Here is a 14,731-nt window from a genome sequence, read left to right on the forward strand (position 1 = left end):
GCCCCCATGGGTCAGCTCGTCGACGACGAGGGGATGGGCGCCCTGGTCCAGCGGCTGCTCGACGCGCGGGACGACACCCTTCCCTACCTGACGCACCAGCAGCAGACCGTCACCCGGAGCGAGTTGCGGGAGCGGGTGGCCCGGCAGGCCGCCGTGTTCGCCGGGTACGGCATCGGGCCGGGCAGCACCGTCGGGCTGCGGACCCCGCCCAGCTTCACCCAGGTCGAGGTGCTGCTCGCGCTGTGGCGCCTGGGCGCGCAGGTGCTGCTGTTCGACTTCCGGCTGAAACCCGCCGAGGTGAGCGCGCTCGGCGAGGTCTGCCGCCCCCAGTTCATGGTCGGCGCGGGGTCGAACGTCCGGGCGGCCTTCGGGTTCCGGCCCGAGTACGAGGTCACCACCGAGACCCGCAGGGGCGGGCGGCCCGCCACCACCGGGCACCGGCTGGTCCAGTTCAGCTCGGGCTCCACCGGGCGGCCCAAGGTGATCGGCCGGACCGCGGCTTCGCTGGCCGCCGAGGTCGCCGCGTTCGGCGCGGTACCGGGGATGCCCGGCGAGGGCGACCGGCTGCTGCTGCTCAGCTCGACCGCGCACAGCTTCGGACTGATCGGCGGACTGCTGCACTCCCTGGCCACCGGCGTCTCGGTGGTGTTCACCCCGCGCGTCTCGGCCCGTGACATCCTGCGGACCGCCGTCGAGCACCGGATCACCGCCCTGTTCGGGGTGCCGATGCACTACGAGCTGCTCGCCGCCGCCCTCGACGCCCCCGCCCTGCCCGAGCTGCGGACCGCCGTGTCCGGCGGCGAGCTGATGCCGCCCGAGGTCGCCGCCCGGTTCACCGAGCGGTACGGCGTGGAGGTCGGCGAGGCGTACGGCACCACCGAGACCGGCATCGTCGCCCTCGACGTCGGCGGCCGGCTGCGGCCGTCGGTCGGCCGGCCCGCGCCCGGCGTGGTGGTCCGCGTGCACCAGGGCGAACTCGACGTGGCGCTCGACGAGTCCCCGTACCTGTACGACTCGGGCGGCACCCAGTACACGGACGGCTGGCTGCACACCCGGGACCGGGCCACCGTCGGCGCCGACGGGGCCGTCACCGTGCGCGGCCGTGCCGACTCCCTGGTCGTGATCGGCGGCCTCAAGGTCGACCTCACCGAGGTCGAACACGTCCTGCGCGAGCATCCGGCGGTCGAGCAGGCGGTCCTCGTCCACGAGGACGTCACCGAGGCGTACGTGGCGGTGGCCGACGGCGCGGACAGCCCGTCGCCGGAGGAGCTGCTGCGCTGGTGCCGCGAGCGGCTGGCCGACTACAAGCTGCCCCGCGTGATCCGGCTGCTGGACGACCTGCCCCGCACCTCCAACGGCAAGCTCGTCCGCCAGGCCGCCACGCTGCGCTCCGCGGGGTGAGCCGGGTCGCGCGGTTGTCCGTCCCCACCTCAATCGGTCACTGGAATCAGTCACTGGAGATCCTGATCATGAGTACGTCCACTTTGGAAGACGAGATCCGCGAATTCGTCCTGACCTCGGTCATCGACGAGATGAACATCCTGACCAGCCGCGACGGCATCACGGACGACAGCCCGGTGACGGTCGGCGGGCTGGAGGTGGACTCGCTGAGTCTGATCGAGCTCACGCTGCGGCTGGAGTCACGGTTCGGCGTGGAGATCCCCGACACCGACATCGAGTCGCTGGCCTCGCTCACCCTCGGCGGACTCGTCGCCGAGGTCGTCCGACGCGGTGCCACGGCATGAGCGCGGAAGCCTCCGCGCCGGCCGCCCTCACCACCGACACCGTCCGGGAACTGCTGGCGGACCGCAAGATCTTCCCCGGTGTGCCCGAGGACCTCGACGAGGACGCCGAACTCGTCCTGGACTCGCTGGGACTGGTGTGGCTGCTGCATGTGGTGGAGGAGCGGTACGGCCTGGTCGTGGAGCCCGGCGACGACGACCTCTCCCAGCTGACCTCGCTGCGCGGGCTCACCGAATTCCTGCGGACCGCCGGGCGGGACGCGGCGGACGGGGGTGAGTCCGTTGACCGCTGAGGTGACGGTGACCGGGTTCGGCGTCCGTACGGCGTTCGGCACGGGCGCGGACGCGCTGCGGCGCGGGGTGTTCGCGGGCGTCCCCTCGTTCGCGCCGACCACCCGGTTCGACACCGGCCCGTACCGCACGCCGATGGCCGGTGCCGCCCCGGACGGGCCCGACGCCGTCGAGGGCTGGGCCCTGCGCCACGCCCTCGCCCGCTGCGGGACGGAGGCCCTCGACATGGCGGGACTGCCCGAGGGCGTCGAGGCGGCGGTCCTGCTGGGCATCGCCGGTGACTGCACGAGCATCACCCGCCACTGGCGGAACGCGGCGCGCCCGGGGGCCGGCTCCGACGGGCCCGACGGCTCCGTGGGCGTGGGGGACCCCCTGCTCGCGCCGCTCGCCGACGCCGTTCCCGCCCGGCTCGCGGAGTCGCTGGCGGGCGAACTGCGGCTGACCGGACCCCGGCTGACGTTCACCAACGCCTGTGTGGCGTCGGCGGCCGCGATCATCCACGCCTGCCGGCTGATCTCCTCCGGCCGGGTCGACGCGGCGGTGTGCGCGGGCGGCTATCTGGTGGAGGAGGAGACGTTCGGGAAGTTCGACTCGGGCCGGGCGCTGTCGCGTGACGGCATGGTGCGCCCGTTCAGCGCCGACCGTACGGGCCTGCTGCTCGGCGACGGGGTCGCGGCCGTCGTGCTGGAGTCGGCCGAGCACGCCCGGCGGCGCGGGGCCCGGCCGCTGGCGAGCGTGGTCGGCTGGGGGGCGGCCACCGACGCCCACCACATCGCGCAGCCCCACCCGGAGGGCCTCGGCCTCGCCCTCGCCGCACGTCAGGCGCTGCGGCTGGCCGGGGACCCGGACGGAGCGGACCTCGGTTACGTCAACGCGCACGGCACCGGCACCAAGTACAACGACGGCGCCGAGACCCGGGGCCTGCGGGCCGCCCTGCCGAAGCGGGCCGAGTCGGTGCCGGTCAGCTCCACCAAGAGCACCACCGGGCATCTGCTGGAGGCCGCCGGGGTCGTGGAGTTCGTCATCACGATGCTCGCTCTCGCCGACGGGGTCCTCCCGCCGACCGCGGGGTTCACCGCGCCGGACCCGGAGTGCGACCTCGACTACGTGCCGAACGAGCCCCGGCCCGCCGATCTGCGCCGCGCCCTCACCGTCAACGCCGCGTTCGGCGGCGCCAACACCGCACTCGTGCTGGAGCGGCCGTGACGACCGCGGAACTGGAGCTGCCGTGACGACCACGGAAAAGGCCGCGCTCCGCTCGCCCCTCGCCGTGCTCACCTGCGCCACCGCGACCCACGGCACCGGCCGTGACGGTGACATCGCGCTGCCGCGACTGCCCGGCTTCGTGGAGTCGGCGTTCAGTCCGCTGGCGTACGAGGTGGCCGCGCGGTGCCTGACCGACTGCCCGGGCGACGGTTCCCGTACGGCGGTGGCGCTGGCGAGTCTGATGGGCGACACCACCACCGCGGACCTGGCCAGTACCCGGATGGTGTCCGGGCGGGTCCACAACCCGCTGCTGTTCATGCAGGCCACACCCAACTCCGTGCTGGGGCACCTGAGCCGGGAGTTCCGGATCACCGGGCAGACGCTCAGCCTCTCCACCCCGGACGACCCGGTCACCGAGCTGCTGGCCATGGCGGACCTGCTGCTGGAGGACCCGGGGCTGGACCGGGTCCTGGTGCTGGGCGTGGAGCTGGGCGGCGGTGAGCGGGTGGCCGCCGTGCACCGCGAACTGAGCGCGGCGGACGGCCGCCCGGTCCCGGACCTGCCCGAGTCGGCCGGTCTGGCGGCGGCGCTGCTGCTGACCCGGCCCGGTCCCGAGGCGCCGGTGACGGTCCGCGCGACGGAGGCGGAGCACGGCGGGCCTCCCCCGGCGGCCCCGCACCACGGCAGCGTCCAGGGCCTGTTCGACCTGGCCGCCGCGCACCGCCGACTGCTGCGGGACGGCGGCAGCCGGGTCCTGGCGGCGGCCGGTCCGGCGGCAGCGGCGTTCCTCCTCAGTTCCGAACGGCCCCCGGAGAGAAACGAGACGGTCACCCATGCTCATCAGTAGGCAGGAGCGGGCGCGGATCTGCTCCGACAGCGAACTCGGCGCCGGCAACGTCCTGTACCGGCTGAAGGCGTACGGCCGCGCCCTCGACGAGCCCGTCCTGCGCCTCGACGGCAGCTGGCGGGCCCCCGACGGCAGCCACCCGGAGGTGCTGACGCTGGGGCAGCTGTACGAGGTGGTGGAGGCGTACGCGGGCTGGTACGCGGCCCGGGGGGTCCGGCCCCGTGATCCGGTGGCGATCCACTCCTACGCGGCGGCCGAGTTCGCGGTGAACTTCCTGGCGCTCACGGCGCTCGGCGCGATCCCGTCGTTCGTCAACGGCAATCTGTCGCCGGAGACCGCGCGCGCGTACGTGCACCGGCAGGGCGTGGTCGGCGCCTTCACGGACGAGGCGCACCACGCGGTGCTGGCCGGGGCGCCCGGCATCGGCTTCTGCGGGACGGCCGCCGGGATCCGGCCGGAGGACCGGGAGTCGCTGCCGGCGTCGTACCCGTACCGGCACGACGCCGGTGACCCGGTGCTGATCTCCCACTCGTCGGGCACCACGGGCCTGCCCAAGGGGGTGCCGCACACGCACCGGACGCTGATGTACGCGCAGGTGCACCGGCTGCGCTACTCCACCGGCACCGACATGGAGCGCACGCTGGTCGGGCTGCCGGGCGCGCACAACGCGATGGTGGCGACGCTGATGTACTGCCTGCTGCTGCGGGCGGACATCAAGCTGCTGTCCAGCCAGCGCGGCACGGATGTGCTGGACGCCATCGAGGAGTTCCGGCCGACGACGGTGCTGGCGTTCGCCGGGACGTTCGGCGAGATGGCGGCCCAGGATCTGGCGGCGCGTGATCTGTCGAGCGTGCAGGTGTGGTTCAACACGGGGGACGCGGCGCACGAGGCGCACATCAGGGCGCTCGTCCGGCACGGGAGCCATGTCGAGATCCGCCGGGACCTGAGCCGTACGCGGGTCGACGGGTCGGTGTTCGTGGACGGGCTCGGTTCGTCGGAGGCCGGCTACTCGGTCTTCCACAACCGGCACACCAAGGACACCTCGGCGTACTCGCGCTGTGTGGGCAAGCCGATCAGCTTCGCCGAGGCCGCCGTGCTCGCCGAGGACGGCACTCCGCTGCCGCCCGGGCAGATCGGCCGCCTCGGCCTCAAGTCGCCGACGCTGACGCCGGGTTACTGGAACGACTCGCTGACCTGGAACCGGATGCGGCTCGGCGGCTACTGGCTCACCGGGGACCTCGCCCACCAGGACGAGGAGGGCAACTTCTACCACCTGGACCGGGCCCCGGACGCCATCCGCACCCGGGCCGGCCTCGTCCTCAGCACCCGCACCGAGGAGCTGCTGCTGGCGGAGGTCCCCGGGCTCGCCGACTGCACGGTGGTCGGGGTGGCTCCGGACGGCGTACGGGCGGACTGGGACGGCGACGGGGAGGCCGAGGCGTACGCGCTGCTCCAGCTCGCCGACGAGGGCGCGGCCGAGGACGGCGGTGAGGGCGACGCGGGCGACGAGGTGTGGACCGCGCGCGTCAACTCCGTGCTGACGGCGGCCGGTTTCCCGCCGGTGACGCGGGCCCTGCGGATGAGGCCGGACGACGTGGCCAAGGGCGCCACCGGCAAGGTTCTGAAACGAGTGATGCGCGACAGGTTCGCCGCCGGTCCGGCCGCCGTGGCCACCGCACCGACCGACGCGGGAACCGACGCCGCCGAGGAGCACGCATGAGCACGAGTACGGGCGGTGACACCGTCAACCACCGGGCCGCGACCGTGGAGGCGTACCGGCTGTGGTGGCAGCACGACGCGCACTGGTACCAGGGGGTGGCCGCCAGGTTCGGGCAGGAGGCGGCGAACGAGATCAACGCCGAGGCGCTGCGCAAGGTCGCCCTGCACGTCGGGCAGCGCGTCGCCCGGCTCGCCGGCCCGCTCCCGGACACCGGGGACGTCCGCAAGGACCTGGAGGAGCTGCGCCGCCGCTACGACGACTGCGGTGACCGGATGTTCCCGCCCGAACTGCGCAACGCCTCCACGGAGGTCGAGGACGACGATCTGATCGTCCTCACGCTCAGGCGGAACTTCGCGATCACCATGGTCCGGATGGCCGGTTCCCTGGAGGGTTACCGCTGTCCGTGCACCGCTGTCCACGCGGGCTGGTCCGAAGGGCTCGGCGTGACCCTGTCGGAGAACCGCGCCGAGAGCTGTCTGCGCGAGGGCGACAAGGCGTGCCGTCTGCTGATGCGGGTGGCCGCGCCCGCCCCGGCCGGAACGGAGGGCTGAGCCATGCGGATCCTTGTCGCCGGGGCCACCGGCGTGGTCGGGCACCCGCTGGTGGGCGCGCTGCGGGAACGCGGCCACCAGGTGAGCGCCCTCGTACGGAAGGGGGCCGTCGGCCGGGCTCCCGGCGCGGACGAGGTGGTCGTCGCCGACGCCCTCGACCGTGAGGCGCTGCTGTCGGCCGTGTCGGACGCCCGGCCAGAGGTGATCGTCCATCAGATGTCGGCCCTGCGGCTGCTGAGCGACGACCCTCCGGCGGCCTTCGCGCAGACGGCACGGCTGCGCACCGAGGGCACCGCGCACCTGATCGCGGCGGCCCGCGCGGCCGGTGCCCGCCGGCTGGTCGCCCAGTCCATCGCCTTCGCCGCCGCGCCCGCGGGGGAGCCGGTCCTCGACGAGGACGCCCCCCTGTACGTGGACGCCCCCGATCCGGGCTGGGCGGCGACGGTCCGGGCGGTCGCCGATCTCGAACGGCAGGTGCTCGGCAGCGGCCTGGAGGGCGTGGTGCTGCGGTACGGCACCCTGTACGGCCCCCGCACGGCGTACGCCCGCACCGGAGGCACCGCGCAGGCCGTGCGGGCCGGGCGGCTCCCGTTGCCCGGCAGTGGCTCGGGGATCATGTCGTTCCTGCACATGGAGGACGCCGTGGGGGCGGCCGTGGCGGCCGTCGAGTCCGATACGACCGGTGTGTTCCATGTGACGGACGACGACCCTGCCCCGGCCGCGCAGTGGCTGCCCCACTTCGCCCGGGCGCTCGCCGCGCCCTCCCCCCGTACGGTTCCGTCGGCCCTCGCGCCCCGGCTGCTCGGCTGGTTCATGGCGCACCAGCTCACCTCCGCCCACGGCGCGTCCAACGACCGGGCGCGGGCGCTGCTCGGCTGGAAGCCGGCGCGACCGAGCTGGCGCGACGGGCTGGGCCGGGAATGAGACGGGCCGGGCCGGGAACCAACCCCGCCGGGCTCGACCTCAGCGGGACAGCACCGGGTGCACGCGCCCACGAGGACGCCGGAGGCATGGTCATCGCGGCGCTGCTGTGGATCCAGGGCTTCGGGATGGGGCTGGTCGGCAGCCCGGTCACCGCTGTGATGATGAGCGGGGTGCCGCCACGGCTCGCGGGCGCCGGGTCCGCCGCCCGGCGCGCCGGCGGCACCCTCGGGGTCGCCCTGGCGGGCTCGGTCCTCTCCGGCGTGTACCGGGAGCGCATGGCCGACACCGAACTGCCGGGCGCCGGACAGGTGCTCTCCCCCGCCGCCGAGCAGCAGGCCCGCACGTCCGCCGGGGCCGCCCGCTCCCTCGCCGGCTCCCTGCGTCTGCCCGAGTTGGCGACGGCCGCCGACCGCGCCTTCCTCGACGCGATGGCCGCCGCCACGCTCTCGATCGCCGCCCTCGCCCTCGTCGGGTTCGCCGTGTCGGCCGTGGGCCTGCGCCCCCGGGCGGCCCCGGCGGCCGACCCGGAGCGGACACGGCCGTTGGAAGCAGCGAGGAGAGGGAACGCACGATGACGAAGACGACGGCCCGTTCGGTTCTCGTCACCGGCGGGAACCGGGGCATCGGTCTGGCCATCGCCCGGCGGTTCGCCGGGGCCGGCGACCGGGTCACGGTCACCTACCGGGGAGAGGAACCCCCCGCCGGGGAGAACGTCCTCGCCGTACGGTGCGACGTCACCGACGACGAACAGGTGGACCTGGCGTTCAAGGAGGCCGAGACCGCCCACGGCCCGGTGTCCGTGCTGGTCGCCAACGCGGGCGTCACGCAGGACCGGCTGCTGGCGCGGATGACGGAGGCGGACTTCACCTCCGTCGTCGACACCAACCTCACCGGGGCCTTCCGGGTCGCCCGGCGGGCGATGCGCGGAATGCTCCGGGCGGGCCACGGCCGTATCGTCCTGATCTCCTCCACGGCCGCCCTGCACGGCGCCCCCGGCCAGACCAACTACGCGGCGGCCAAGGCGGGCCTCGTCGGCTTCGCCCGCGCCCTCACCCAGGAGCTGGGCCCCCGTGACATCACGTGCAACGTGGTCGCCCCCGGTCTCACCGAGACCGACATGAGCCGCGCCCTCACCCCGGAACAGCGCCGTGAGCTGCTGCGCGGCACCCCGGCCGGCCGGCTGGGCCGCCCCGAGGAGGTCGCGGACGCGGTGGCGTTCGTGGTCGGCGCCGGTTATGTCCGCGGCGCGGTGATCCCCCTCGACGGAGGCGCGGGCCTGGGGCACTGAGCCCGCGGGGCCCGGGAGCGGGGTGGGGAGGGGCTGCGGGTGCCTCCCCCTCCCCATCCGTTCGCCTACTGACGGCCGCGCAGTTCCCGGTACTTGGCGACCAGGGCCTGCGTGGACGCGTCCAGACCCGGCACCTCGGCGCCGTCGGTCAGCGCGGGCTCCACCCGCTTGGCGAGGACCTTGCCCAGCTCGACGCCCCACTGGTCGAAGGAGTCGATGTTCCACACGGCGCCCTGGACGAACACCTTGTGCTCGTACAGCGCGATCAGCTGGCCGAGGACCGACGGGGTGAGCTCCTTCGCCAGGATCGTGGTCGTCGGGTGGTTGCCCTTGAACGTCTTGTGGGGCACCAGCTCCTCCGCCACGCCCTCGGCCCGCACCTCGTCCGGCGTCTTGCCGAAGGCCAGGGCCTGGGTCTGGGCGAAGAAGTTCGCCATCAGCAGGTCGTGCTGCGCCTTGAACCGGTCACCGAGGTCGGCGACCGGCTCGGCGAAGCCGATGAAGTCCGCCGGGATCAGCTTGGTGCCCTGGTGGATCAGCTGGTAGTAGGCGTGCTGCCCGTTGGTCCCCGGCGTGCCCCACACCACCGGCCCGGTCTGCCACTCGACCTCGCGGCCGTCGCGGCCCACGTACTTGCCGTTGGACTCCATGTCCAGCTGCTGGAGGTACGCCGTGAACTTGGACAGGTAGTGGCTGTACGGCAGGACCGCGTGGGACTGGGCGTCGTGGAAGTTGCCGTACCAGATGCCGAGCAGGCCCAGCAGCAGCGGCACATTGGACTCGGCGGGCGCGGTGCGGAAGTGCTCGTCGACGATCCGGAAACCGTCGAGCATCTCCCGGAAGCGGTCCGGGCCGATCGCGATCATCAGCGACAGACCGATCGCCGAGTCGTACGAGTAGCGTCCGCCGACCCAGTCCCAGAACTCGAACATGTGGGCGGTGTCGATACCGAAGTCCGCCACCTTCCCGGCGTTCGTCGACAGCGCGACGAAGTGCTTGGCGACGGCCTCGGGGCCGGCCTTCAGCTCGGTCAGCAGCCAGTCACGGGCCGAGGTCGCGTTGGTGATCGTCTCGATCGTGGTGAACGTCTTGGAGGCGATGACGAACAGCGTCTCCGCCGCGTCCAGGTCCCGCACCGCCTCGTGCAGGTCGGCCCCGTCGACGTTCGACACGAAGCGGACGACCAGGTCGCGGTCGGTGTAGGAGCGCAGCACCTCGTACGCCATGGCCGGGCCCAGGTCGGAGCCGCCGATGCCGACGTTGACGATGTTCTTGATGCGCCTGCCGGTGTGCCCGGTCCACTCGCCGGAGCGGATCCGCTCGGCGAAGCCGGCCATCTTGTCGAGGACGGCGTGCACGGCCGGCACCACGTTCTCGCCGTCGACCTCGATCACCGCGTCACGCGGGGCGCGCAGCGCGGTGTGCAGAACGGCGCGGTCCTCGGTGGTGTTGATCTTCTCGCCGCGGAACATGGCGTCCCGCAGTCCGAACACGTCGGTCGCGGCGGCCAGCTCCCGCAGCAGCCGCAGGGTCTCGTCGTTGACCAGGTGCTTGGAGTAGTCGACGTGCAGATCGCCGACCTCCAGGGTGTACCCGGTGCCACGCCCGGGGTCGGCCGCGAACAGCTCCCGCAGCTGTACGTCGCCCAGCTGGTCCCGGTGCTCGGCCAGCGCCGTCCACTCGGGCGTCTGGTTGAGCCTGGTACGGCTTTCTGCGTTCATCTCGGACTTCAGCCTTCTTTCCTACTGGTCCTGCGTACCTTGCCCCGCTGCCGGTCCCAACTTAATTGATCACGGGGCGACACGAGCGGTCGTCCCGCCGTGGTCCGGCTCGACAACAGATACGTCGGCCGTGCGCACCGGTGTCAGCGCGTCGAGGGACAGGAGGCGAACAGGAGGGAAAGCGGTGCCCGGCGAACGACTACGGCCGGACACCCCGAGGTGCCCGGCCGGCCGCAATTCCTAGATCTCGCCCCGCAGTTTGGCGAGCGCCTCGGCGAGGATCGCCTCGCCGTCCGCGTCGCTGCGCCGCTCCCGCACATAGGCGAGGTGCGTCTTGTAGGGCTCGGTGCGCGGTGGGTCCGGCGGGTTGTCCCGGTCCTGTCCGGCCGGGAAGCCGCAGCGCGGGCAGTCCCAGGTGTCGGGGACCTGCGCGTCGCTTGCGAAGCTCGGCTGGGTCTCGTGTCCGTTGGAGCACCAGAAGGAGATGCGCAGCCGGGGTGCGGACTCGCCGCGCTCGGCTTCGCCCATCGGCCCCGCCCCGACCCGGCTACCTCGGATCGCGTTGCCACTTGCCACGGTCGTAACTCCCTGCGTGATGGTGCGGCGAAGCGAGTCGGCGTTTCGCTTCGCTGCGAGCGCCTCAGTCTACGTAAGGCCCAACGCGCGTCCAGTGATTGGAGTTACATCCCACCCCAGACGCAAGCCCCATGATAGGCCGCGCTCGAAGTCGCGTACCCGGCATGGGGCTTTACGTGCGGATCGGTGCGTCCGTGACGTGTTGCCTCAAGCGGACCCGGAAGTCAGTTGTTGACCTTCATCAGGATGCCGAGCACGACAATGCACGCGAACCACAGCAGACCGACCACGACGGTGATCCGGTCGAGGTTGCGCTCGGCGACCGAGGAGCCTCCGACGGACGACTGCATACCGCCACCGAACATGTCGGAGAGGCCGCCGCCCTTCCCCTTGTGCATCAGCACCAGCAGCATCAGCAACGCGCTGAAGACGATCAGGGCGATCGAGAACCCCATAACCACGGCTGGACCAACTTCCTCGGAATTCTGACGGACGACGGGGACCGGCCGTCTCGGCCGGTCCCCGCAAGACTACGACGTTACGCCGCTAGCGCCTACTCACTGGTCGCGGAAGCGCACGATCTTGACGAACTCGTCCGCGTCGAGGCTGGCGCCGCCGACGAGGGCCCCGTCGATGTCGGCCTGGGCCATGATCTCGGCGACGTTGCCCGCCTTGACGGAACCGCCGTACTGGATGCGGACCCGGTCGGCCAGTTCCTGGCTGTACTGCTCGGCCAGCTTGGCGCGGATGGCGGCGCAGACCTCCTGGGCGTCCTCGGCGCCGCAGACCTTGCCGGTGCCGATGGCCCAGACGGGCTCGTAGGCGATGACGACGGTCTCGGCGTGCTCGGCGGGGACGTCCTTCAGGCCGCCCTCGACCTGGGCGAGGGTGTGGGAGACGTGGTTGCCCGCCTCGCGGACCTCCAGCTCCTCGCCGACGCACAGGATCGGGGTGAGGCCGTGCTTGAAGGCGGCCTTGACCTTGGCGTTGACGATCTCGTCGGTCTCGTCGTGGTACTGGCGGCGCTCGGAGTGGCCGACCGCCACGAAGGTGCACTTGAGCTTGGCCAGCATCGGGCCGGAGATCTCGCCGGTGTAGGCGCCGGAGTCATGGGCCGACAGGTCCTGGGCACCGTACTTGATCTTGAGCTTGTCGCCGTCGACCAGGGTCTGCACGGACCGGAGGTCGGTGAAGGGCGGCAGGACCGCGACCTCGCACGCCTCGTAGTCCTTGTCGGCGAGGGCGAAGGCGAGCTTCTGGACGTGGGCGATGGCCTCGAGGTGGTTGAGGTTCATCTTCCAGTTGCCGGCCATCAGCGGCAGGCGGCCGTTTTCAACAGCAGTCATCGAGGGTCAGTCCTCCAGTGCGGCGAGGCCGGGGAGCGTCTTGCCCTCGAGGTATTCGAGGGAGGCGCCGCCACCGGTCGAGATGTGGCCGAATGCGTTCTCGTCGAAGCCCAGGATGCGCACGGCCGCGGCGGAGTCTCCGCCGCCGACGACCGTGAACGCCTCGGAGTCGAGGAGAGCCTGGGCGACCGCCTTGGTGCCCTCGGCGAAATCGGGGTGCTCGAAGACGCCCATCGGCCCGTTCCAGAAGACGGTGGCCGCGTCGGCGATCTTCGAGGCGTACAGCTTGCGGGTCTCCGGACCGATGTCCAGGCCCATCTGGTCGGCCGGGATGGCGTCCGCGGCGACGGAGGCGGGGTCGGCCGGCGCCTTGGTCTTCAGGTCCGGGAACGCGGACGAGACGACGGTGTCGACGGGCAGGACCAGTTCGACACCGGTCTTCTCGGCGCGCTCCAGGTACTCCGTGACGGCCGGGAGCTGGTCCTCCTGGAGGAGGGAGCTGCCGATCTCGTACCCCTTGGCCTTGAGGAAGGTGTACGCCATGCCGCCGCCGATGAGGATGCGGTCGGCCTTGCCGAGCAGCTGGTCGATGACGGCGAGCTTGTCGGAGACCTTGGCGCCGCCGAGCGCGACCACGTAGGGGCGCTTGACGTCCTCGGTGAGCTTCTTGAGGACGCCGACCTCGGCCGCGATGAGGTGGCCGGCGTAGTGCGGCAGCCGGGCCGGGAGGTCGAAGACGGACGCGTGCCGCCGGTGCACCGCGCCGAAGCCGTCGCCCACGTAGACGTCGGCGAGACCGGCGAGCCGGTCGGCGAAGGCGGCGCGCTCGGCGTCGTCCTTCGACGTCTCGCCGGCGTTGAAGCGCAGGTTCTCCAGCACGGCGACCCGGCCGTCGGCGAGGCCCGTGACGGTGGCCTCGGCGGACTCGCCGACCGTGTCCGTCGCGAACGCCACGTCGGCGCCGAGGAGTTCACCGAGGCGGGCGGCGGCCGGCGCGAGCGAGAAGGCCGGGTCCGGGGCGCCCTTGGGGCGACCCAGGTGAGAGGCGACGACCACACGGGCGCCCGCGTCGGCGAGGGCCTTCACGGTGGGCAGGACGGCGCGGATCCGGCCGTCGTCGGTGATGGTCGTGCCGGACAGCGGCACGTTCAGGTCGGCGCGGACGAAGACCCGCTTTCCGGCGACTCCGTCGGCGAGGAGTTCGTCGATCGTCTTCATTGAGGGGACTCCCGGAGAGGACTTGTGGTGCTCGTGATCGTAAGAGGGCCGTTTCGCACGTGAGTCAGGGCCCGGGCGGCGCGTCGCTGCGCCGCCCGAGCCCTGCCGTCACATCAAGTGCCTGTTTCCGTCGATCAGAGCTGGTTGCCGACGAAGACCGTCAGGTCGACGAGGCGGTTGGAGTAGCCCCACTCGTTGTCGTACCAGCCCACGACCTTGACCTGCTTGCCCTGGGCCATCGTCAGGGAGGAGTCGAAGGTGCAGGAGGCCGGCCAGTTGACGATGTCCGAGGACACGATCGGGTCGGCGGTGTACTCCAGGATGCCCTTCAGCTGGCCCTCGGCGGCCTTCTGGAAGGCGTTGTTGATCTCGTCCTTGGTGACCTCGCGGTCGAGCTCCAGGACGAGGTCGGTGACCGAGCCGGTGGGGACCGGGACGCGCATGGCGATGCCGTCCAGCTTGCCCTTCAGCTGCGGGAGGACCAGGGCGGTGGCCTTCGCGGCGCCCGTCGAGGTCGGGATGATGTTCTCCGCGGCGGCCCGGGCGCGGCGGAGGTCCTTGTGCGGGAAGTCCAGGATGCGCTGGTCGTTGGTGTACGCGTGGACCGTCGTCATCAGGCCCTTGACGATGCCGAACTCCTCGTCGAGGACCTTGGCCATCGGCGCCACGCAGTTGGTGGTGCAGGAGGCGTTGGAGATGACGTGGTGGTTGGCCGCGTCGTACTTGTCCTGGTTGACGCCCATCACGATGGTGATGTCCTCGTCGGAGGCCGGAGCCGAGATGAGGACCTTCTTGGCGCCGCCGGCGAGGTGCTTCTCGGCGTCGGCCTTCTTCGTGAAGATGCCGGTGGACTCGATGACGATGTCGACACCCAGCTCGCCCCACGGGATGTCGGCAGGGTTGCGCTCGGAGAGGACCTTGATGGTGTGGCCGTCCACGGTGATCGTGTCGGCGGTGTGCGACACCTCGGCCTTGAGACGGCCCAGGATGGTGTCGTACTTCAGCAGGTGAGCGGTGGTCGCGGTGTCACCCAGGTCGTTGACAGCCACGATCTCGATGTCCGCACCCTGCTCCAGCAGCGCGCGGAAGTAGTTACGACCGATGCGGCCAAAGCCGTTGATGCCTACGCGGATCGTCACGAACCGATCTCCTCGTTGGTACGCCGGCTCAGTGCCGGCGAGCTGTATGGGATGTCCCCGACCGCCTACGACCCTACCTCCCCGACACCCGTCGAGTGACATCGAGATGCCCTATACATGCCGGTGCGGTCCGTACCCGCCAGTAGGGGTACGGACCGCCCG

General features: G+C 72.0%; 16 protein-coding genes. 10 read left to right on the forward strand and 6 right to left on the reverse strand.

Annotated elements, in window-relative coordinates; genetic code table 11:
- Window positions 1–6 precede the first annotated feature (6 nt).
- The 10 genes from ACZ4Z2_RS05125 to fabG all read left to right on the forward strand — a co-directional run bounded on the left by ACZ4Z2_RS05125 (window position 7) and on the right by fabG (window position 8,569).
- Complete coding sequence (locus ACZ4Z2_RS05125; protein WP_468072494.1) at window positions 7–1,401, forward strand: class I adenylate-forming enzyme family protein; 1,395 nt, start codon at window positions 7–9, stop codon at window positions 1,399–1,401.
- Between the two features lie 68 nt (window positions 1,402–1,469).
- The gene (locus tag ACZ4Z2_RS05130; RefSeq protein ID WP_468072496.1) at window positions 1,470–1,745 is read left to right on the forward strand and encodes an acyl carrier protein; all 276 of its coding nucleotides are present in this window, start codon (window positions 1,470–1,472) and stop codon (window positions 1,743–1,745) included.
- Window positions 1,742–2,035 carry an acyl carrier protein gene (locus ACZ4Z2_RS05135; RefSeq protein WP_468072498.1) on the forward strand — a complete coding sequence of 98 codons (294 nt, stop codon included), beginning with the start codon at window positions 1,742–1,744 and terminating at the stop codon, window positions 2,033–2,035. Before ACZ4Z2_RS05130 ends, ACZ4Z2_RS05135 begins: the two co-directional genes overlap by 4 nt.
- The gene (locus ACZ4Z2_RS05140; protein WP_468072500.1) at window positions 2,025–3,239 is read left to right on the forward strand and encodes a beta-ketoacyl-[acyl-carrier-protein] synthase family protein; all 1,215 of its coding nucleotides are present in this window, start codon (window positions 2,025–2,027) and stop codon (window positions 3,237–3,239) included. The genes ACZ4Z2_RS05135 and ACZ4Z2_RS05140 overlap by 11 nt, the downstream gene beginning before the upstream one ends.
- Window positions 3,240–3,261: 22 nt before the next feature.
- On the forward strand, window positions 3,262–4,086 hold the full coding sequence (locus ACZ4Z2_RS05145) for a hypothetical protein (RefSeq protein ID WP_468072502.1): 825 nt from the start codon (window positions 3,262–3,264) through the stop codon (window positions 4,084–4,086).
- Window positions 4,073–5,806, forward strand: coding sequence for a class I adenylate-forming enzyme family protein (locus ACZ4Z2_RS05150; protein ID WP_468072504.1), 1,734 nt, complete (start codon window positions 4,073–4,075; stop codon window positions 5,804–5,806). Before ACZ4Z2_RS05145 ends, ACZ4Z2_RS05150 begins: the two co-directional genes overlap by 14 nt.
- Window positions 5,803–6,357: a hypothetical protein gene (locus ACZ4Z2_RS05155; RefSeq protein ID WP_468072506.1), complete on the forward strand. Its 555-nt coding sequence runs from the start codon at window positions 5,803–5,805 to the stop codon at window positions 6,355–6,357. Before ACZ4Z2_RS05150 ends, ACZ4Z2_RS05155 begins: the two co-directional genes overlap by 4 nt.
- Before the next feature lie 3 nt (window positions 6,358–6,360).
- Window positions 6,361–7,281: an NAD-dependent epimerase/dehydratase family protein gene (locus ACZ4Z2_RS05160; RefSeq protein ID WP_468072508.1), complete on the forward strand. Its 921-nt coding sequence runs from the start codon at window positions 6,361–6,363 to the stop codon at window positions 7,279–7,281.
- Window positions 7,282–7,367: 86 nt separating this feature from the next.
- Window positions 7,368–7,856, forward strand: a complete 489-nt coding sequence (locus ACZ4Z2_RS05165; protein ID WP_468072510.1) for a hypothetical protein — start codon at window positions 7,368–7,370, stop codon at window positions 7,854–7,856.
- Window positions 7,853–8,569 (forward strand): 3-oxoacyl-ACP reductase FabG, encoded by a 717-nt coding sequence (gene fabG, locus ACZ4Z2_RS05170; protein ID WP_468072512.1) that lies wholly within the window; start codon window positions 7,853–7,855, stop codon window positions 8,567–8,569. Before ACZ4Z2_RS05165 ends, fabG begins: the two co-directional genes overlap by 4 nt.
- A gap of 65 nt (window positions 8,570–8,634) precedes the next feature.
- Here fabG and pgi read toward each other — a convergent pair whose 3' ends face one another.
- From pgi to gap, 6 genes are all read right to left on the reverse strand, one after another.
- Window positions 8,635–10,290 (reverse strand): glucose-6-phosphate isomerase, encoded by a 1,656-nt coding sequence (gene pgi / locus ACZ4Z2_RS05175; RefSeq protein WP_468072514.1) that lies wholly within the window; start codon window positions 10,288–10,290, stop codon window positions 8,635–8,637.
- A gap of 240 nt (window positions 10,291–10,530) precedes the next feature.
- Complete coding sequence (locus tag ACZ4Z2_RS05180; RefSeq protein WP_003957010.1) at window positions 10,531–10,866, reverse strand: RNA polymerase-binding protein RbpA; 336 nt, start codon at window positions 10,864–10,866, stop codon at window positions 10,531–10,533.
- A gap of 224 nt (window positions 10,867–11,090) precedes the next feature.
- The gene (gene secG / locus ACZ4Z2_RS05185) at window positions 11,091–11,321 is read right to left on the reverse strand and encodes a preprotein translocase subunit SecG (protein ID WP_468072878.1); all 231 of its coding nucleotides are present in this window, start codon (window positions 11,319–11,321) and stop codon (window positions 11,091–11,093) included.
- A gap of 102 nt (window positions 11,322–11,423) precedes the next feature.
- Window positions 11,424–12,179, reverse strand: coding sequence for a triose-phosphate isomerase (gene tpiA / locus ACZ4Z2_RS05190; protein WP_468072880.1), 756 nt, complete (start codon window positions 12,177–12,179; stop codon window positions 11,424–11,426).
- 39 nt (window positions 12,180–12,218) lie between these two features.
- A complete protein-coding gene (locus ACZ4Z2_RS05195; RefSeq protein ID WP_468072516.1) occupies window positions 12,219–13,430 on the reverse strand; it encodes a phosphoglycerate kinase in 1,212 nt (403 codons plus the stop codon).
- A gap of 134 nt (window positions 13,431–13,564) precedes the next feature.
- The gene (gene gap, locus ACZ4Z2_RS05200) at window positions 13,565–14,569 is read right to left on the reverse strand and encodes a type I glyceraldehyde-3-phosphate dehydrogenase (RefSeq protein WP_468072518.1); all 1,005 of its coding nucleotides are present in this window, start codon (window positions 14,567–14,569) and stop codon (window positions 13,565–13,567) included.
- Window positions 14,570–14,731 lie beyond the last annotated feature (162 nt).

The organism is Streptomyces sp. NPDC030183 (assembly GCF_055573455.1).

Coding starts and splice junctions, on each gene's coding strand:
- ACZ4Z2_RS05195 (WP_468072516.1), bottom strand. CDS start 13,430: ATGAAGACGATCGACGAACTCCTCGCCGACGGAGTCGCCGGAAAGCGG.
- tpiA (WP_468072880.1), bottom strand. CDS start 12,179: ATGGCCGGCAACTGGAAGATGAACCTCAACCACCTCGAGGCCATCGCC.
- ACZ4Z2_RS05160 (WP_468072508.1), top strand. CDS start 6,361: ATGCGGATCCTTGTCGCCGGGGCCACCGGCGTGGTCGGGCACCCGCTG.
- fabG (WP_468072512.1), top strand. CDS start 7,853: ATGACGAAGACGACGGCCCGTTCGGTTCTCGTCACCGGCGGGAACCGG.
- pgi (WP_468072514.1), bottom strand. CDS start 10,290: ATGAACGCAGAAAGCCGTACCAGGCTCAACCAGACGCCCGAGTGGACG.
- secG (WP_468072878.1), bottom strand. CDS start 11,321: ATGGGGTTCTCGATCGCCCTGATCGTCTTCAGCGCGTTGCTGATGCTG.
- ACZ4Z2_RS05150 (WP_468072504.1), top strand. CDS start 4,073: ATGCTCATCAGTAGGCAGGAGCGGGCGCGGATCTGCTCCGACAGCGAA.
- ACZ4Z2_RS05165 (WP_468072510.1), top strand. CDS start 7,368: ATGGTCATCGCGGCGCTGCTGTGGATCCAGGGCTTCGGGATGGGGCTG.
- ACZ4Z2_RS05130 (WP_468072496.1), top strand. CDS start 1,470: ATGAGTACGTCCACTTTGGAAGACGAGATCCGCGAATTCGTCCTGACC.
- ACZ4Z2_RS05135 (WP_468072498.1), top strand. CDS start 1,742: ATGAGCGCGGAAGCCTCCGCGCCGGCCGCCCTCACCACCGACACCGTC.
- ACZ4Z2_RS05155 (WP_468072506.1), top strand. CDS start 5,803: ATGAGCACGAGTACGGGCGGTGACACCGTCAACCACCGGGCCGCGACC.
- ACZ4Z2_RS05125 (WP_468072494.1), top strand. CDS start 7: ATGGGTCAGCTCGTCGACGACGAGGGGATGGGCGCCCTGGTCCAGCGG.